General features: G+C 69.6%; 18 protein-coding genes. 12 read left to right on the top strand and 6 right to left on the bottom strand.

Annotated elements, in window-relative coordinates:
* Positions 1–6: 6 nt before the first annotated feature.
* Complete coding sequence (locus ACK41C_RS19745) at positions 7–735, bottom strand: peroxiredoxin (RefSeq protein WP_409658121.1); 729 nt, start codon at positions 733–735, stop codon at positions 7–9.
* Between the two features lie 185 nt (positions 736–920).
* Between ACK41C_RS19745 and trxC the strand changes: the two genes are divergently transcribed.
* A complete protein-coding gene (gene trxC / locus ACK41C_RS19740) occupies positions 921–1,358 on the top strand; it encodes a thioredoxin TrxC (RefSeq protein ID WP_409658118.1) in 438 nt (145 codons plus the stop codon).
* Positions 1,359–1,376: 18 nt separating this feature from the next.
* On the opposite strand, the gene ACK41C_RS19735 is transcribed toward trxC, so the two are convergent.
* Genes ACK41C_RS19735 through ACK41C_RS19725 form a run of 3 tightly spaced genes read right to left on the bottom strand, consistent with a single transcriptional unit; the run spans position 1,377 to position 4,470 of the window.
* On the bottom strand, positions 1,377–1,670 hold the full coding sequence (locus ACK41C_RS19735) for a hypothetical protein (RefSeq protein ID WP_409658115.1): 294 nt from the start codon (positions 1,668–1,670) through the stop codon (positions 1,377–1,379).
* An 11-nt stretch (positions 1,671–1,681) separates the two neighbouring features.
* The gene (lon, locus tag ACK41C_RS19730) at positions 1,682–4,060 is read right to left on the bottom strand and encodes an endopeptidase La (protein ID WP_409658112.1); all 2,379 of its coding nucleotides are present in this window, start codon (positions 4,058–4,060) and stop codon (positions 1,682–1,684) included.
* Entirely contained in the window at positions 4,057–4,470 is a 414-nt protein-coding gene (locus ACK41C_RS19725) for an Hsp20/alpha crystallin family protein (protein ID WP_012520275.1), read from the bottom strand. The genes lon and ACK41C_RS19725 overlap by 4 nt, the downstream gene beginning before the upstream one ends.
* Positions 4,471–4,577: 107 nt before the next feature.
* On the opposite strand from ACK41C_RS19725, the gene ACK41C_RS19720 reads away from it, so the two are divergent.
* A complete protein-coding gene (locus tag ACK41C_RS19720; protein ID WP_041374468.1) occupies positions 4,578–4,856 on the top strand; it encodes a DUF5961 family protein in 279 nt (92 codons plus the stop codon).
* A 108-nt stretch (positions 4,857–4,964) separates the two neighbouring features.
* Here the strand turns inward: ACK41C_RS19720 and ACK41C_RS19715 are convergent, their stop codons facing one another.
* Complete coding sequence (locus tag ACK41C_RS19715) at positions 4,965–5,846, bottom strand: diacylglycerol/lipid kinase family protein (RefSeq protein ID WP_409658109.1); 882 nt, start codon at positions 5,844–5,846, stop codon at positions 4,965–4,967.
* 185 nt (positions 5,847–6,031) lie between these two features.
* Between ACK41C_RS19715 and ACK41C_RS19710 the strand changes: the two genes are divergently transcribed.
* Positions 6,032–6,733 carry a class I SAM-dependent methyltransferase gene (locus ACK41C_RS19710; RefSeq protein WP_409658106.1) on the top strand — a complete coding sequence of 234 codons (702 nt, stop codon included), beginning with the start codon at positions 6,032–6,034 and terminating at the stop codon, positions 6,731–6,733.
* A 90-nt stretch (positions 6,734–6,823) separates the two neighbouring features.
* On the opposite strand, the gene ACK41C_RS19705 is transcribed toward ACK41C_RS19710, so the two are convergent.
* Entirely contained in the window at positions 6,824–7,609 is a 786-nt protein-coding gene (locus ACK41C_RS19705; protein WP_012520272.1) for a ZIP family metal transporter, read from the bottom strand.
* A 117-nt stretch (positions 7,610–7,726) separates the two neighbouring features.
* Here ACK41C_RS19705 and ACK41C_RS19700 point away from each other — a divergent pair, with 117 nt between their 5' ends.
* From ACK41C_RS19700 to ACK41C_RS19660, 9 genes are all read left to right on the top strand, one after another.
* Entirely contained in the window at positions 7,727–8,434 is a 708-nt protein-coding gene (locus ACK41C_RS19700; protein WP_409658347.1) for a 2,3-bisphosphoglycerate-dependent phosphoglycerate mutase, read from the top strand.
* Between the two features lie 49 nt (positions 8,435–8,483).
* Positions 8,484–9,818: an ATP-grasp domain-containing protein gene (locus ACK41C_RS19695; protein WP_236611939.1), complete on the top strand. Its 1,335-nt coding sequence runs from the start codon at positions 8,484–8,486 to the stop codon at positions 9,816–9,818.
* A gap of 4 nt (positions 9,819–9,822) precedes the next feature.
* Complete coding sequence (locus tag ACK41C_RS19690) at positions 9,823–10,587, top strand: gamma-glutamyl-gamma-aminobutyrate hydrolase family protein (RefSeq protein ID WP_409658101.1); 765 nt, start codon at positions 9,823–9,825, stop codon at positions 10,585–10,587.
* Positions 10,588–10,608: 21 nt separating this feature from the next.
* A complete protein-coding gene (locus tag ACK41C_RS19685) occupies positions 10,609–11,184 on the top strand; it encodes an NADPH-dependent FMN reductase (RefSeq protein ID WP_409658098.1) in 576 nt (191 codons plus the stop codon).
* A 436-nt stretch (positions 11,185–11,620) separates the two neighbouring features.
* Positions 11,621–12,091 carry a helix-turn-helix domain-containing protein gene (locus ACK41C_RS19680; protein ID WP_409658095.1) on the top strand — a complete coding sequence of 157 codons (471 nt, stop codon included), beginning with the start codon at positions 11,621–11,623 and terminating at the stop codon, positions 12,089–12,091.
* A complete protein-coding gene (locus ACK41C_RS19675; RefSeq protein WP_409658093.1) occupies positions 12,088–12,339 on the top strand; it encodes a hypothetical protein in 252 nt (83 codons plus the stop codon). Before ACK41C_RS19680 ends, ACK41C_RS19675 begins: the two co-directional genes overlap by 4 nt.
* A gap of 314 nt (positions 12,340–12,653) precedes the next feature.
* The gene (locus ACK41C_RS19670; RefSeq protein ID WP_409658090.1) at positions 12,654–13,073 is read left to right on the top strand and encodes a hypothetical protein; all 420 of its coding nucleotides are present in this window, start codon (positions 12,654–12,656) and stop codon (positions 13,071–13,073) included.
* Between the two features lie 85 nt (positions 13,074–13,158).
* Entirely contained in the window at positions 13,159–14,244 is a 1,086-nt protein-coding gene (locus ACK41C_RS19665; protein WP_409658088.1) for a glycosyltransferase family 4 protein, read from the top strand.
* A gap of 19 nt (positions 14,245–14,263) precedes the next feature.
* Complete coding sequence (locus tag ACK41C_RS19660; protein WP_409658085.1) at positions 14,264–16,423, top strand: glycogen debranching N-terminal domain-containing protein; 2,160 nt, start codon at positions 14,264–14,266, stop codon at positions 16,421–16,423.
* The last annotated feature ends 31 nt before the right edge of the window (positions 16,424–16,454 follow it).

Genomic DNA, 16,454 nt, shown 5'->3' with positions numbered 1-16,454 from the left:
GCCTCCTTACGCCGCCTTGCGGGCGACAAGCCCATCCAGAGCCTCAAACAGCTCGTAGATGTCAGGCACGTGCTGCAGCTTCGGCGAGACGTGGGCGTAGCGGATCACGCCCTGCGCATCGATGAGGTAGAGCGCACGCTCGGAGAAGCCGTCAGCCTCACGCCAGACCTGGTAGCGGCGGGCGACCTCGCCCTTCGGGTTGAAGTCGGCCAGGAGCGGGAAGGTGACGCCCCGCACCGCCGCCCAGGCGCCATGGCTGTAGAGGCTGTCGACCGAAACCCCCACGACCTCGACATTGCGCCGACGGAACTCGTCCAGCTCCTGCTGGTAGAGATCGAGCTGCCGGCTGCAGCCCGGGCTCCAGTCCAGCGGATAGAAGACGAGCAGCACATTGCGGCCGCGGAAGTCGGAGAGCCGCACCAGATTTCCGTTGGCGTCCGGCAGCGCGAAGTCGGGGGCCGCCTCGCCCACCTTGAGCGGCGAGCTCACCGCGTCGCCCTCCATGCCCGGGGCGTGCTGGTGCAGGTCGGCGATGTCCTGCAGGGTGCGGCCGCCGGCGACCGGCGGGGCCGCGGTCGCGCCGCTGCGCCAGACTTCCTGGATCATGCCGTGCAACACGGAGAGCGCCTGCGTCTGAGGACCCTCGGGCAGCTGCGGCGCCAGGGCGGCGAAATCCTGTTCGAGTTGGTCTAATCGGGTCGGCTGAGCCTGAAGCGGACCCGCATGCGTGTCCATGGCTGTGCTCCCTTGTTCGAAACTGTCCTTTGCAATCGATCGAGATCCGCGGCGGGGACCGCGGCTCAGGCGTCAGTTAGGGCGGGTCAGGACGCGCACAAGCGGTGAGGAACACCCCTGGCGCGGCGCTCGGCGAGGACCAAATTTGGCTCTCATCGGCACTGCAGATCCAAGGAGTCGCTTTGATGGCTGAGAAGCGTCGAGTGGTCTGTCCGAACTGCGACAGCACCAACAACGTGCCCGCCGATCGTCCCGCGGACGCGGCGAAGTGCGGGCGTTGCTACGCCAAGCTTTTCGCGCACGCCCCCATCGAACTGAGCGGCGATCGGGCGCGCAAACACCTACAGAACTCCGATGTCCCGGTGATCGTGGACTTCTGGGCGCCCTGGTGCGGGCCCTGCCGGGCCATGGCGCCGATCTTCGAACGGGCCGCCCAGGCGCTCGAGCCCCGGGCCCGGTTCGTGAAGATCAATGTCGACGAGAACCCGGAGCTCGCCGCGCAGTACGGCGTCCAGGGCATCCCCGCGCTGTTCGCTTTCCAGAAGGGTCAGGTGGCGGCGCGCCAGTCCGGCGTGGCCGACCTGGGCGTCCTTCGCGGATGGGTGGAGCGCCTGGCGGCCTGATGGGTCGCTGGCGGCCTCCTACGGAAGGTTGATCCCGGGATAGAAGGGCCGCACCAGGATCGATTCATGCTGCACATAGATGGTCGGCACATGATGCTGTTCGGCCAGCTCCTGCGCTGCGTGCAGCGCCGTCTCTAGGCTGGCGTACCCAGGTCCGCCCGGGGGCAGGCGCCGGCCCACCTTCGGCTCGAGCGATGGGCTGACGTCGATGAAATACTCGAAAACGCGCGGACGACTGAGCCGGGTCACCACCAGAAACTCGCCCGCCTGGGGCAAGGCGTCGCCCGCTTTCAGTTTGACGACCTCGGCCATCGTCCTTCCTCCTAGCTCGCCGCCCGGACCTGCGTCTGGCGCACGTCCCCACGCCGCGGATCCAACCCCGCTTCGATCGCATCCTCGATCCGCTCCAGCCAGATCAGTTCGAGCGTTTGGCGCGTCTCCTCCGGAATGTCGCGCTCGTCGGCCCGGTTGCGCGCCGGCAGCAGCACCCGCCGAACGCCTGCCGTCGCAGCGGCCACGACCTTCTCCTTGATGCCGCCGACGGGCAGCACCAGGCCCCGCAGGCTGATCTCGCCGGTCATCGCCGTGTCGCTGCGCACGGTCCGCTCGGTCAGCAGCGAGATCAGCGCCATGGTCATGGCGACGCCGGCGCTCGGCCCATCCTTGGGCGTGGCGCCCGCCGGCACATGGATGTGGATGTCGCTCTCCTTGAAGAGCGACGGCGTGACGCCGAGCGCTTCAGCCCGGCTTTTCACCAGGCTGAGCGCGGTCTGGGCGCTCTCGCGCATGACCTCGCCGAGCTGGCCGGTCAGGATCAGGCGACCGTCGCCCGGGGTGCGGGTGGCCTCGATGAACAGGATCTCGCCGCCCACCGGGGTCCAGGCGAGGCCCGTGGCGACGCCGGGCACGCTGGTGCGCATCGCCACCTCGTTCTCCACCCGCGGCGGGCCCAGGATCGGTTCGAGGTTGGTCGGGCCGATGCGGACCGGCTCGGTGTGGCCTTCCGCGAATCGAACCGCCACGTGGCGCAACAGCCGCCCGATCTCCCGCTCCAGGGACCGCACGCCGGCCTCGCGCGTATAGCGCGCGATCAGGGTCTCCAGCGCCGCGGGCTCGATCTGGACCTGTTCGGCGGTCAGGCCGTTGGCCTCCAGCTGACGGCGGACGAGGTAGCGCTCGGCGATCTGCCGCTTCTCACCGGCCGTGTAGCCCGAGAGCTGGATGACCTCCATGCGGTCGCGGAGCGGACCGGGGATGGTGTCCAGCATGTTGGCCGTGGCGATGAAGACGACGCGGCTGAGGTCGAACGGAACGGCCAGGTAGTTGTCGCGAAAGGCGACGTTCTGCTCCGGATCGAGCACCTCGAGCAGGGCCGCCGACGGATCACCGTGGATGCCGGCGCTCATCTTGTCGATCTCGTCCAGCATCATGACGCAGTCGCGCCGGCCGGCCTTGCGGATCGCCTGGATGATGTTGCCCGGCAGGGCGCCGACGTAGGTGCGCCGATGGCCGCGGATCTCGGACTCGTCGTGCACCCCGCCAAGACTGACCCGCACGAACGGCCGATGCATGGCCCGCGCGATGGATTGCCCGAGGGAGGTCTTGCCGACGCCGGGCGGGCCGACAAAGCACAGGATCGGCGCCTTGCCTTCCGGCGCCAGTCGCCGGACCGCCAAGTGCTCGATGATCCGCTGCTTGATCTTCTCCAGCCCGAAGTGGTCCTCGTCCAGGATGAGGCGAGCTTCGGCTAAGTCGATGGGCGCGGCCTCAGGAACGCCCCAGGGCAGCTCCACCAGCCATTCGAGATAGGTGCGCACCATCCCGTACTCGGCCGCGGCTTCCTGGGTCCGGGCCAGCCGGCGCAGCTCCTTGCGCGCCTGCTGCACCACCTCCTCCGGCATATCGGCGTTCTCGATCGCCGCTTCGAGCTCGAACAGCTCCTCGCGTTCGCCTTCGCCCAGCTCGCGCTGGATCGCGGCCATCTGCTCGCGCAGCAGCGTCTCGCGCTGGCGCTCCCCGAGGGACTGGCGCGTGCGTTGGGCGATCTCGCTGGTCAGCCGCAGGACCTCGAGCCGTTGCGCGAGGAAGGCCGAGACTTTGTCGAGCCGCGCCTCAAGATCGATCGTCTCGAGGATCTGCTGCTTTTCCGGCGGCTGCAGGTCGAGGTAGGCGGCGACGAGGTCTGCAAGCGCCGCCGGCGAGCTGGCGCCTTCCACCGCCGCCACCAGCTCACCGGGCGGGGACTGCGGAAGCAGCTGCAGCGCCTCCAGCGCCTGGCTTCGCAGATGCAGGAAGCGCGCTTCGATCGCCGCGCCCTCGGCCTCCGGTTCAGGAATGCGGCGGCCGCGGGCGACGAGGAAGGGGAAGCCCTCCACCCATTCGTCGATCTCGAAACGCTCGACGCCCTGGCAGGCCACGTGCGGCGCCCCGTCGGGTCCTGTGACGTAGCGCAGGACGTTCGCCAAGGTCCCCATGCGATGCAGCGACTGTGGCCCTGGATCGGGCGCCTGGACGTCCTGCTGGAGGACGAGCACGAGGGGATGCTGTTCGCGCAGCGCCTGCTGGGCGGCCGCGACCGCGCTCGGGCGGTCGAGCACGATCGGAAACACGACGCCCGGGAAGATGACGTTGGAGACCGGAACGACGACAACCGCATCGTCCGGCAGGGTTCGCGCGCCGTTGGCGGACTGCTCGCCGTTCATCGGTTCTGCCCCGCCTTGCGCAAGGTAACCGTCAGGCACCCATGCTCCGCCTGCCAGTCGATCCGGCCGTAGTGTCCCGCCGGAAGCGGGACCCGGCGGGCGAACTGGCCCTGCGGCAGCTCCATGTGATGGATCACCGCCCGACGCATGCACGGAGAGGGGTCGCGGCGCCCCGTGATCACCAGAGCGTCCCCGTCGATGAAGACCTGCACGCCGCTAGGATCGACCCCGGGCAGGGCGGCGATGATCTGCACGTCGCCGGCCGTCTCCAAGAGGTCGATGGGCGGCTCCCAATAGGTGGTATGTGCGCTCGCCCCCGGCCGGAACACCTGTCGGTGCAGCCGGTCGGCGCGCGCCAGCATCTGCACGGCTTCGGACCACATCCAATCGCGCGCGTTTCGGTTCGCCATTCCCCTGCTCCGTGGCGCATGAACGCCGTGCGCGGTAGCGCCGGTTCCGCGGAAACGCAGGCCCGGCGCGAGCGTTCTGCGCAGCGCTTCAGGCCAGTAAACCGCCGATGAGTCCCACGTCCTCTCAATCGCGCCGCAAGCCCGAGCCCTGTTCGAGCCCCGCGCCCGGGCGCTTCTACGCCTACGCGACCAACGAGGGCCCCTGCTCGGGTCACAAGGTTCAGGACGCCGACACCTTCACGGACGCCGCGATCGGGTTCCTCGAGTGCTGGGGTCTGGCCGACGAGGCCGCCGAGGAGGTCTCGGTCACCGTCATCGATTGCGAGAGGGGCGAAGAGCAGTGCTTCCGGATCGCCGTCGCGACCGGGGCGATGTGGGCCTGTTGAAGCTGCAGAACAAGCGGCCAACCTCGCGCAATGGAGAGTCCCTCAATTGCTGGCCCGGCGCCGAACGCTTCGCGAACAGCGGACGCCATGCGCTCGCTCTTCGGGATCTCAGCCGGGGGTCAGCGCCAGAAACGCCTCAGGGACGAGCCGGACCTTCAGCGAGCCTTCGAACGTGAAGCGCTCTCCATCGAGCAGGCCGGGAAAGGGACCATTGCCGAGCACTTCAATGGTTTCGGCCATGGCGCAATGGACGTCCGGATCGGCCCGCCAGTCGCGGAAGGCCGCGCTCAACACCAGCCGAACGGCGTCGATGGGCCCCTCCGGGTGGATAACCGCCGCCTCCAGGCGGGCCTCGCCGGGGTCGAGCCGTGCGGAGGCCAACGGGCAGAGGACGGCGACCGCCTCGCCCTTGGCGCCGTCGCCGCCGTCCCAGAGGCAGATGAGCTCCCGGTCGAGCGCCGTGCGCAAGGCGGCCAACCCCTTGCGGGCCGCAAGCGCGAACTCCCCATAGCGCGCCGCCTCACGCGCCTCCTGCAGCAAGGAGGGTCCCCCGAAGATGGCTGCGGCGAAGAACCTCTGGCCGGCGACCTCGGCCCCTGTCACTGGGCGCACCTGCGGCCGGGCGGCCACCGCGTCGAGGGCTTGGCGCCAGGTGCGGCCGCCATAGAGCGCGCGCGGCAACACGTTCATCGTCCCGCCCGGCAGCGGCATCAGGAGGGGCCCGCCGGGCTCGCAGCGCTCGGCGGCGGTCCGGATCGTGCCGTCGCCGCCCAGCACGATGAGCACATCGGGCTTGTCCGCCAGCACCTCGTCGAGGACGCCCGGCAGGTCCGCGCCCAGACCGCACCAGAGGTGCGCCGGCTCCAGGCCGTGGCGCGCCAGCTGACCGCGCAGGGCCGCGCCCGTCGCGCGGCTGCACCGGCCGCTGGCGACGTTCACCACGGCCGCGATCTTAGCCGACTTCAGGTCCACGGCGGGGGTCCAGCTCATCAACATGCCGCGAAAACGGGGCAAGCCTCCGCCTTGGTTCCGCTGCGGATCGCAGGTGTTGCGTCTCAGCCTTGTCGCTGGCCGCAAGGTTCCCGACAGCGGCGATAGCCCGCGGGCGCCGCGCCTGGGCTCGAAGCGGGCGCAACGGGTAGCCTCCGCCCTTGCCAAGGTGTTATAGTATAACAATGCAGCAGCCGAACACGCTTGCCCCTGGCGCCATCTTCAACCAGGACGTGGCGGACGCTTACGACCGGCGGAACAGCGCGCTTGCGCCGATTTCCGATGGTCTGCACTTCCTCCTGCGCCTCGTTCTGGAGGATCTACCGGTCGATGCCCGGGTGTTATCCGTCGGCGTCGGGACGGGCGCGGAGATCCTGTCCCTGGCCGCAGCCTTCCCAGGGTGGTCGTTCGTCGGCGTTGACCCCTCGCCAGAGATGCTGGCCGTCGGGAGGCGCCGGCTCGAGCAAGCGGGCGTCCTGCAGCGTTGCGAGCTCCTGCAAGGCTATGCCGGTGACGCGCCTCGCGAGGAGTTCGACGCCGCCGTCAGCCTGCTGGTCGCGCACTTCATCCCACGAGAAGACCGACCCGCCTTCTATGCGGCCATCCATGATCGCCTGAAGCCGCGCGGCTGCTTTGTGAGCGCCGAGATCAGCGGCGACCTGGCGGCCCCGGACTTCCCAGAGATGCTGCAGGACTGGAGACGCATTCAGCGCCTGATGGGCGCGACGCCGGAGTCGCTGGCGAAACTGGAAGCGATGATGCGGGAGGTGCTGGGCGTCCTCACCCCCGCGGAGACGGAGAGCCTGTGGAAAGCAGCGGGTTTTCGCGCGCCGATCCCGTTTTTCCAAGCCTTCATGATCCGGGGCTGGCACGCGGCGCGGGACTAACCGCAACCAGGCGGGCGGGCCTGACCAACGGATATCCCTCCACGGATAGGGCGCCGGCCGCCCATCACATGCTCGCGCCAACGGGGCGATTCACGAACCGCCCAGCACGGCGTCGATCACCACCATCAGGATGAGGCCGCCCATCAGGGCGCTGGTGGCGGTCCCCTGATGGCCTTTGGTGTGAGTCTCCGGGATGATCTCGGCGCTGACGACCCAGACCATGGCGCCGGCGGCGAACGCCAGCGCCCAAGGCAACAGGCCCTCAATCCAGGACACGAGGGCGATGCCGACGAAGCCGCTGACGGGCTCCAGAAGACCGGTCAGCAGCGCCACCGAAAACGCCACCCAGCGGGGGTAGTTGATGCTGGCCAGGGCGGCGGCGACCGCAAGGCCCTCGGGCAAGTTCTGCAGGCCGATCCCCAGCGCCGCGCTCGTCCCGTTCGAGATATCGGGGCCGCCGAAGCTCACCCCGACGGCCAATCCCTCCGGGACGTTGTGGAGCGCGATCGCGATGACGATCAGCCAGATCCGCTGCAGCGACTCGGCCGGCACGCCTTCGATGCCGATGACGAAGTGTTCGTGCGGCGCATAGCGGTTGGCGAGCTGCACGGCGAACGCGCCGAGCGCCAGGCCCAGGACCACCTCCAGGTGGCCGACCACAGGCCCGGCCGTATGCGCCCCGGCCAAGTCGAGCGCTGGCGAGATGAGGGACTGGAAGGCGGCCGTCAGCATGACGCCCGCGGCGAAGCCCAGGAACGCGCCCTGCAGGCGCGGCGAAAGGGTGCGGATGAAAAAGACCGGCAAGGCGCCGACGCCGGTCGCCACGCCCGCCGCCGTGCTTCCCGCCAGGCCGGTCAGCACGAGCGGCCAATCCATGACGCCTCACGATGGAAGAAAGCGGTCGGTAAACGACGGAGGCGACAAACGGTGCCGTGGAACTGGCGCCGCCGCGGCGTGTTCGGCGGGCGACCCGCCTTCGCCGCGAGCTTCGCCATGGCCCGCCTGATCCTCCTCCGCCACGGGGAGAGCCAGTGGAACGCGACCAACCGGTTCACCGGCTGGGCTGACGTCGACCTGACCGCGGCGGGCGAAGCGCAGGCGCTGTGGGCGGGGCGCCTGCTGGCTGCGCACGAGCTGCGGGTCGCGACGGCGTTCACCTCGGTGCTGACGCGGGCCATCCGCACGCTCTGGATCGCCTTACACGCCAGCGGCCAGGCCTTCGTGCCCGAACACAAGACCTGGCGGCTCAACGAACGCCACTACGGCGGCCTCACAGGGCTCGATAAGACCGAGGCGGCGAAGCGGTTCGGCGCCGAGCAGGTCGCCCGCTGGCGGCGCGGCTACGCCGACCGACCGCCGCCGATGAACGACCCAGAACACGCGCGTCTGCAAGCCGATCGCCGCTACCGGGACACGCCTGTGCCGCGGACCGAAAGCCTCAAGGATGTCGTCGCACGGCTCGGGCCATGGCGCGCCGAGCTGGATCGCGCGCTGGAGGCCGGGCCGGTTCTGGTCGTCGCCCACGGCAACAGCCTGCGCGCCCTGGTGAGCCAGCTGTTGCGCCTGGACCCGGCCCAGGTCCCCGGTTTCGAGATCCCGCTCGCAAATCCGCTGCTTATGGAGTTGGACGCAGACGGCCGGGCGCGCGAGCCGCGTTACCTCGACGCCGACCGCGCCGCCCGGCTTCCGCACCCGGCGTGACGCCCGCTTGCGCACGCAGTGGCCTGAACCATCTTCAGCGCGACGACGAATGGACACGACGAACGCAGATCTGAGATCCGGACGGGTGATCGTCACCTACGGGCGCAGCCTGATGGCCCTGACGATCGCCCATTCCCTCGGCCGGCGGGGCGTCGAGGTGATCGGCTGCGACGACGTCGGTCTCACCGCCGTCTCCTTCTCCCGGTTCGCCAAGAAGCACTTCACGCACGCGCCGGCCGCCGAGGAACCGGAGCGCTTCATCGACGAGCTGGAAGCGGCGATCGTCCGCCACAAGCCCCAGGATGACCGCCCCTATGTGCTCATCCCCTGCTTCCAGGAGACGCGGATCATCGCGCGGCACGCCGAGCGCCTGTCACGCCACATTCGGGTCGCGGCGCCGCCGATCGACGCCATCGCCGCGGTCGACCCGAAGGACGCGCTGATGCGCACGGCCCACGCCATGGGGCTCAACGCCCCGCGCACCTGGACGGACGCCGAGCTCCGCGCCGGCGGCGCGCGGCCCGACCGGTTCCCGCTGGTCGCCAAGCCCGTTCGGGGCGTGGGCGGCCGGGGCGTGCGACGGCTGTCGGACGCCGCAGCGCTGGACTTGACGCTGGCTGGCCCGACCGAGCCCCTGCTCATCCAGGACTACGTCACAGGACAAGACTTCTGCCTGACCGCGCTCTACGACCAGGGCGTCCGGCTGGCGAGCGCCGCCTACCACAACCTCTCGCAGTTCCCGCGGGGGGCGGGCGCCGGCGTGCTGCGCGAGACGGTCGACGATCGGCCATTCCTGGCGACGGCCGACGCCCTCTTCGGCCCGCTCGGCTGGACAGGGGTGGTCGAGGTCGACTTCCGCTGGGACGGGACGAGCGATCCTTTCCTGATCGAGGTTAATCCGCGCTTCTGGGCCGGCCTCTTCCACACCGTCGAGTCCGGCGTCGACTTTCCCTGGATGCTCTACGAGCTCGCTGTCACCGGGCGGGTGGCGACCCCGGCCGCTCCCAAGCTTGGCCAACGCACCAAGGTCGGGGCGCTGCACCTCCTTTCCGCAATCCAGGAGGTCGCGGATTCCGAAGAGGGGTTCGCGGGCCTGCGGGAGGCTTGGGGCCAATCCGTGCACCTCTTCCAATCCGGCCGGCTGTTGGACGCCTCGCGCGAGCTCGCCCGAGGCCTTGCGGCGGGGCCAGACCTCGGGCGCGCCGCCCAGCGCCTGCGCGAGGCCCTGCGCACGGCCAAGAACGCGCCGAACGAGCTCTTCCGCTCCGACGATCCGCTGGTCAGCCTCGGCGCGCTTTTCGTCGTGGCCTCGCTGATCCGTCACGGCAAGCTGCCGCCGGAACTCAAGTACGATCCCGACGCGCGGGGCCTGGTGGTGGAGTGAGGCCATGGACCGCCGCCGTCCGATCATCGGCGTCACCCGCCCAAGCGTCGGCGACCTGCTGTCCTATCTCGCCATCGCCCTGGCGATCCGTCTGGCCGGAGGCCGGCCGGTACGCCTGAGCTCCAGCGCCTGGGAGGGGGTGGCCTTGGACGGCCTCGTGCTGAGCGGCGGGTCGGACGTGTTCCCCAAACGGTTCCAGACCCTGCCGAAGGCCGGCTACCGGTATGACCATCCCCGGGAGCAGATGGAGCTGGCCTTGCTCGAGCGCGCCTTGGCCGAGGACCTGCCGATCCTCGGCATCTGCCGCGGCGCTCAGCTCATGAACGTGGCCGCGGGCGGGTCCTTGCACATGGACGTGGCCGAGCGCTTCCACCCCACCCCCTATCCGCAGCACTGGTTTCGACAGATCCATTTCCGCAAGGTCGTCTCGATCACCCCTGGCAGCCGCCTTCACGCCATCCTGGGCTGCGAGCGGCTATGGGTGAACTCCATCCACAGCCAGGCCGTCGACCGGCTGGGCGCGGGCCTGACCATCTGCGCGCGAGAAGCCAACGGCGTGCCGCAGGCGATCGAGCGAACCGACCGCGACTTCTGCATCGGGGTCCAGTTCCACCCCGAGCTGCTGCTGCACCGCAAACCCTTCCGGCGGCTCTTCGAAGCCCTGGTTCTCGCCGCGCGGGCCTACCAGGACCATCGGCTCCACCCGGCGAGCGTCCACGCATCTTTGGGCTGGCGCGGCGGATCACGGGACCTACATCGCTCCGCGTGAGCTGAACGCAGAGGTGATGCCTTGGACAAGCCAAAGATCGGCCTCATCGTCGGATCGGTCCGCGAGAACCGGTTTGCCGACAAGGTGGCGCCCTGGATCTCCGAGCTGGCGGCGCGCCGCGACGACCTCGCCCTCGAGATCGTCGACCTGAAGGACTACGCCCTTCCCTTCTTCTCCGATCCGGTGTCTCCGGCCTATGCGCCGTCCCCCCATCCGGAGTCCCGGCGATGGCAGGCGAAGATGGCTGAGCTGGACGGCTACCTGGTGACCGCGGCCGAGTACAATCGCGGGCCCACCGGCGTGCTCAAGAACGCCCTGGACCACGCCTACCGCGAGTACAACCGCAAGCCCGTCGCCTTCGTGGGCTATGGCAGCGTCGGCGGCGCGCGCGCCGTGGAGCAGCTGCGCCTGATCGCGATCGAGCTGCAGATGGCGCCGATCCGGCATGCGGTGCACATCGGCGGCGGCGACTTCTACGCCGTGATGAAGGGCGAGACGGCGCTCAAGGATCTGCCGCATCTGGAGAAGATGGCGGACACAATGTTCGACGACCTGGCCTGGTGGGCGCGGGTCCTGAAGCAAGCCCGCGAGGCCTAGCGATCCACGGCTCAGGCGGCCTGACCTCCGGAATGCTCGGCCCGGGGGGCCGGAGCCGAGCACCGGACTGGAGAGTCCGCGAACGGTCGTCGTCGGGTGGAACGCCGCTCCCATTCAACTTAGACGGCTTGCGATCGTATCGCCAAGTCCTGCGCCCGATGCGTGTAGTCGCATGTTTGCAAGGTTGCTGGTCAGCCCGCGCAGGCTGAGCTAAATCCTGAGTTGACGCGGAAGGCTTCATCACCTGTCTGCGTCCCGCACCGAGTGCGGAACAGCTTTGGGCCGACCTATGTCGGGCGGCCCGCGGAATACAACACCCGTTCGGGTGGGGGGCTCTGCTTGCCGCCTTGGGGAATACGTGGGGCGTGCTTCGCCCAAAGCCGTGCACGTGATGAACCGTCCCGGCGCCAGGCCGGGTTGGCCAGGGGGAGTGTACATGGCGCGCGCCGACACCGGTCCTGATCCCATCGATGTGCACGTGGGTCTTCGCGTGCGCCTGCGGCGTAAGGCGCTTGGCCTAAGTCAGCAGAGCCTGGCCGAGGCGCTCGATCTCACCTTCCAGCAGGTGCAGAAGTACGAGCGCGGCGCGAACCGGATCAGCGCCTCCACCCTCTTCCGCATCGCCCAGGTTCTGGAGGTCCCGGTAAGCTATTTTTTCGACGGGCTGCATGACCCCTCGAAGGTTGCGGGCGAGCGCTTTGCCCAGGTCTACGACACGGTCCTGCAGGATCTGCTCCTCGAGCCGAACGGCCCCGCGCTCGCAGAAGCCTTCCTGAGCATCCGCCGGCGCGGGATCCGCAAGAGCGTCACCGATCTGGTGCGGGCCATCGCAGCGAACGACGAAGCGGGAGAAGTAGAGGGCGAGGCAAGCGACCCGTCCGCGTCAGGACGCGCCGCCGCCGAATGAGGAAGCGCGACGGCCTCCTCCTCGCCCCGATCGTTCTGGTGGGCGCGATGATGGCGAGCTTCGCCGTCAGCTCGAAACCGCTCGCCGAGCCGCTGCTGTGGACGATCACCGGCCTCTCCGCCCTCGCGATCGGGGCCTCTGTGCTGATCGCGCGGCACGAGGCGGAGCCGCGGGACAACAAGGGTCGCGCAAGTCCCGCGACTGACGAGGACGAGCGCCGACCCGAGGATCGGCGGGACGTGAGCTAAGGGCTCGACGCGCCCAGCGCCTGCTCCACGATCTCGATGAGTTCGATCCGGATCGGATTCCGCAGGACGGCCTCGCAGCAAACCGACGCGCTCGCGGCTGACCAAAAGCGGCCCCGAGCCGCGGGCTCGGAGCCGCCGTAGAACGCCGGGGCTTGGGGGGTGGAGGCGTCCCAGCACACCTTAGGGCGGCGGGCTTTCGCACAGCAAGAGGGGCGGCGCGGGACCCCGCACTTCATCTCTTGCGCGACGAAGCCGCCGCCATAGATCAGCCTTCGGCCGGCTCTGCCGGTCGAACTCTGTCGAGGATGCGGGAGATGATCACGACGGTGCGGCCCTCGGCCCGCCGGCGACGCAATCGGCGCGCGGCGCGGATCGGTGTCAGCCTTGCGGGCGCGCTCGCGGTGCTGGCCGCCGTTCCGGCTGCGCAATCGGTGGCGCACGATCCGCTCGTCTGTGTCGTCGATGCTCAGGGACGCAAGGTGCGGATCGGGGAGACGGTGCGCGATCGGTTCGGGCGGGAGATCGGCTGGATCTCCGGCAGCCAATGCGCCGAGGATACGCCGCCGGGCAAGCTGCGCATCGTTCCGAACCTCTATGGCCCCGTTGACCCCATCGAGGTGGACGCTGGCGTCCTCCTGAGCGCCGACAAGGACGTCGTCCTGGCGCTCTCGGCCGACGAGCTCGACCGCAGCCTCCAGTACGCGCGCGCCGATAGCCGCGAGGCGCCCAGCTAAGGGAACAGCTTGGCCGTTCGGCGCGTTTGCGCGCGCGCATCTCGGGGGCGGGCTGCGCCCCCTTCGCAGCAGAAGGGAAAACCGCATGAAGATTGCACAGGTCGCTCCCCTCTATGAGGCGGTCCCGCCGCGGCTGTACGGCGGAACGGAGCGCGTGGTGGCCCACCTGACCGACGCCCTGGTGTCGCTCGGCCACGAAGTGACCCTGTTCGCCAGCGGCGAGGCGCAGACGCGCGCAATGCTCGTGGCCGTCCGCGACCAGGCGATCCGGCTGGATCCTGCGCCGCTGAAGTCGGACGTGGCGGCCCATCTGGCGCAGCTCGCCGAGGTCAGGCGCCGCGCCGACGAGTTCGACGTCATCCACTTCCACACCGACCTGCTGCACTTCCCGATGTTCGCGGACCTGGCGGAAAAGACCGTCACCACCCTGCACGGGCGGCTGGACCTGAAGGACCTGCCGGAGGCCTACCGGCGCTGGCCCGCGTTCCCGCTGGTCTCAATCAGCGACGATCAGCGAAAGCCCCTGCCCTTCGCCAACTGGATCGGGACCGTGCACCACGGCTTCCCGCCCGAGCACTACACCTTCCATGTCCGCAGCGAGGGCTACCTGGCCTTCCTCGGACGGATTTCCCAGGAAAAGCGTCCCGACCGCGCGATCCAGATCGCGCAACGGACCGGCAAGCGGCTGAAGATCGCGGCCAAGGTCGACGCCGCCGACCGCGCCTACTTCAACGAGGTGATCGAGCCCATGATCCGCAGCGAGCCCCTGGTAGAGTTCGTCGGTGAGATCAACGACGCCCAGAAGTCCGCCTTCCTCGGCGGCGCGGACGCGCTGCTGTTCCCCATCGACTGGCCGGAACCCTTCGGGCTGGTGATGATCGAGGCCATGGCCTGCGGCACGCCGGTGATCGCCTGGAACTGCGGCTCGGTGCCGGAGGTGGTGGAGCCCGGGCTCACCGGCTTCATCGTCGAGAGCCTGGAGGAGGCGGTGGAGGCCGTCGATCGCGTGGGCGAGCTGCGCCGCAGCGGCGTCCGCACGCGCTTCGAGACGCGCTTCTCTGCGCTTGCCATGGCGCACCGTTACGCCGCGCTTTACGCCGGCCTGCGCCAGCCGGAGCCTGGGCCGGTGGCCAAGGCGGCCGGCTCGTCCGTGAAAGCCGTCGCCGCGTGAAGGAGCTGGGGGACCTTCGATGGATGATCTGGCGCTTGCGCCGGAGGCGCACTTCGAAGCGGCGAGCGAGCGCGAGCAGCGCTCGCCCGACCGCCTGTTCACCCTGAAGGAGGGCGACGTCTTCCTGGTCTGCGACGCGTCGGGGGACATCCACGGCGTCGCCGACGGGCTCTTCCACAACGACACGCGGCTGCTCTCGCGGCTGATCCTGCGGCTGGACGGCAGCCCGCCGGCGCTCCTGAGCAGCGCGGTCGGGCGCGACAACGTCATCTTCACCGCCAACGCCACGAACCGCCCGCTGACGCCGATCGGCGCGGTGACCACGCCCGAGGGGGTGGTGCATCTGGAGCGAGAGCGGCTGGTCTGGGACGGGCGTCTCTACGAGCGCATCCGCTGCGTGAACTACGGCGACGCACCGGCCACCCTGCCCCTCGACTTCAGCTTCGACGCCGACTTCAAGGACATGTTCGAGGTACGCGGGCAGACCCGCGCCCAGAGGGGGCGCAGGGGCGCGCCGACGGTCCTGCCGAACGGGGTGAAGTTCCAGTACGAAGGCCTCGACGGCGCGCGCCGCGAATGCGTGATCGCCTTCTCGGAAAAGCCGGCACATCTCGACGCGCACCATGCGAGCATCCGCCTGGAGCTCGCGCCACGCGCCCCAAAGGACCTCTATCTCGAGGTGGGGCCGGAAGAGGGACCGCCGCCTGCGGCAAGGCGTTTCCGGCGCGCCAGCCTCGTGGCCAAGGCGGCGATGCGGCGGCGCCTGCGCCGCGGCGGCCGCGTGCAGACCTGCGGTCGGCTGTTCAACGCCTGGCTGGACAAGTCGCGCGCGGACCTGGCGCTGCTCACCACGGACCTCCCCACCGGCCCATACCCTTATGCGGGCATCCCCTGGTTTTCGACGACCTTCGGACGGGACGCGATCATTACCGCCTGGCAGTTGCTTTGGCTCGACCCCAGCCTCGCCAAGGGCGTCCTGGCCTATCTCGCCCACACCCAGGCCGAAGAGCATTCAAGCTTCCGGGACGCGGCGCCGGGCAAGATCCTGCACGAAGCGCGACGGGGCGAGATGGCCGCTCAGGGCGAGGTGCCGTTCGGGCGCTACTATGGCGGCGTCGACACCACCTGCCTCTTCGTCGCCCTTGCCGCCGCCTACGCCGAGCGGACCGGAGACCGGCCGTTCCTCGACCAGATCTGGCCAGCGCTGCTTGCGGCCACGGAATGGATGGACAGCTTCGCGACGTCCGATCCGCTGGGCCTCATCCGCTACGAGCGGGGCGCCAAGACCGGCCTCCTGAACCAGGGCTGGAAGGATAGCCACGACTCCATCTTCCACGCCGACGGGCGAACCCCGGAGGGACCCATCGCGCTGGTGGAGGTCCAAGGCTACGCCTACGCCGCCTACTGCGGCATGGCGCGCCTCACCGCCACCCGCTTCGACCGCGACCGGGCCGAGTCATGGCGACGGCGCGCCGAGCGGATCCGGCAGGCCGTGGAGACGCGGTTCTGGATGCCGGACGTGGGCTACTACGGCATCGCCCTCGATGGCGAGAATGCGCTGTGCCAGGTGAAGGCCTCCAACGCCGGGCACCTGCTGTTCGTGGGGCTGCCGTCGCCGGATCGGGCGCAGGCGGTGATGCGCACGCTTCTGGGCGCCGGCTTCGCCAACGGCTGGGGGTTGCGCACCCTCGCCAGCGACCAGCCGCGGTACAACCCGATGTCCTATCACAACGGCTCGGTCTGGCCGCACGACACAGCGCTCTGCGCCATCGGCTTCCGTCGATACGGTGGCGCCGACGCCGTTCCGCGGTTGCTGTCGGCGCTCTTCGAGGCGGCCGTCCACTTCGACATGCGCCTCCCCGAGCTTTTCTGCGGCTTCCCGCGGCACGCCGGCGAGCCGCCGGTGGCCTACCCGGTGGCTTGCCTGCCGCAGGCCTGGGCGGCGGCCTCGGTGTTCGGGATCCTCCAGGCCTGTCTGGGGCTGCACGTGGACGGCTGGCGCCATGAGCTGCATGTGCGCTCCCCACGGCTGCCTTGGGGCATCAGCGAACTCAGGCTCGAGAACCTTCCCGTTGGCGAGCGCCGGCTCGACCTCGTGTTCCGCGAAGCCGACGGTCGAGTGATGGTGCTCCCGGGGCGCAACGAGGAACAGGGCGTTCCCTTGATTACCCACACCTGAGGACAGGGCAGGACGAGGGACTGAAGGAACG

Source organism: Phenylobacterium sp. (assembly GCF_046290725.1).
GTDB lineage: Bacteria > Pseudomonadota > Alphaproteobacteria > Caulobacterales > Caulobacteraceae > Phenylobacterium.
Note: the sequence above shows the minus strand (reverse complement) of the source record. Positions and strands in the feature narration are given on the sequence as shown.

What these genes read in the sequence shown, in the direction of transcription:
- ACK41C_RS19725 (WP_012520275.1), bottom strand. Translation starts at nt 4,470, where the DNA reads ATGGCGAACCGAAACGCGCGCGATTGGATGTGGTCCGAAGCCGTGCAG.
- ACK41C_RS19675 (WP_409658093.1), top strand. Translation starts at nt 12,088, where the DNA reads ATGAGGAAGCGCGACGGCCTCCTCCTCGCCCCGATCGTTCTGGTGGGC.
- ACK41C_RS19735 (WP_409658115.1), bottom strand. Translation starts at nt 1,670, where the DNA reads ATGGCCGAGGTCGTCAAACTGAAAGCGGGCGACGCCTTGCCCCAGGCG.
- ACK41C_RS19700 (WP_409658347.1), top strand. Translation starts at nt 7,727, where the DNA reads ATGGCCCGCCTGATCCTCCTCCGCCACGGGGAGAGCCAGTGGAACGCG.
- ACK41C_RS19660 (WP_409658085.1), top strand. Translation starts at nt 14,264, where the DNA reads ATGGATGATCTGGCGCTTGCGCCGGAGGCGCACTTCGAAGCGGCGAGC.
- ACK41C_RS19665 (WP_409658088.1), top strand. Translation starts at nt 13,159, where the DNA reads ATGAAGATTGCACAGGTCGCTCCCCTCTATGAGGCGGTCCCGCCGCGG.
- ACK41C_RS19680 (WP_409658095.1), top strand. Translation starts at nt 11,621, where the DNA reads ATGGCGCGCGCCGACACCGGTCCTGATCCCATCGATGTGCACGTGGGT.
- ACK41C_RS19695 (WP_236611939.1), top strand. Translation starts at nt 8,484, where the DNA reads ATGGACACGACGAACGCAGATCTGAGATCCGGACGGGTGATCGTCACC.
- ACK41C_RS19745 (WP_409658121.1), bottom strand. Translation starts at nt 735, where the DNA reads ATGGACACGCATGCGGGTCCGCTTCAGGCTCAGCCGACCCGATTAGAC.
- ACK41C_RS19720 (WP_041374468.1), top strand. Translation starts at nt 4,578, where the DNA reads ATGAGTCCCACGTCCTCTCAATCGCGCCGCAAGCCCGAGCCCTGTTCG.
- lon (WP_409658112.1), bottom strand. Translation starts at nt 4,060, where the DNA reads ATGAACGGCGAGCAGTCCGCCAACGGCGCGCGAACCCTGCCGGACGAT.
- trxC (WP_409658118.1), top strand. Translation starts at nt 921, where the DNA reads ATGGCTGAGAAGCGTCGAGTGGTCTGTCCGAACTGCGACAGCACCAAC.
- ACK41C_RS19705 (WP_012520272.1), bottom strand. Translation starts at nt 7,609, where the DNA reads ATGGATTGGCCGCTCGTGCTGACCGGCCTGGCGGGAAGCACGGCGGCG.
- ACK41C_RS19710 (WP_409658106.1), top strand. Translation starts at nt 6,032, where the DNA reads ATGCAGCAGCCGAACACGCTTGCCCCTGGCGCCATCTTCAACCAGGAC.
- ACK41C_RS19690 (WP_409658101.1), top strand. Translation starts at nt 9,823, where the DNA reads ATGGACCGCCGCCGTCCGATCATCGGCGTCACCCGCCCAAGCGTCGGC.
- ACK41C_RS19670 (WP_409658090.1), top strand. Translation starts at nt 12,654, where the DNA reads ATGATCACGACGGTGCGGCCCTCGGCCCGCCGGCGACGCAATCGGCGC.
- ACK41C_RS19715 (WP_409658109.1), bottom strand. Translation starts at nt 5,846, where the DNA reads ATGAGCTGGACCCCCGCCGTGGACCTGAAGTCGGCTAAGATCGCGGCC.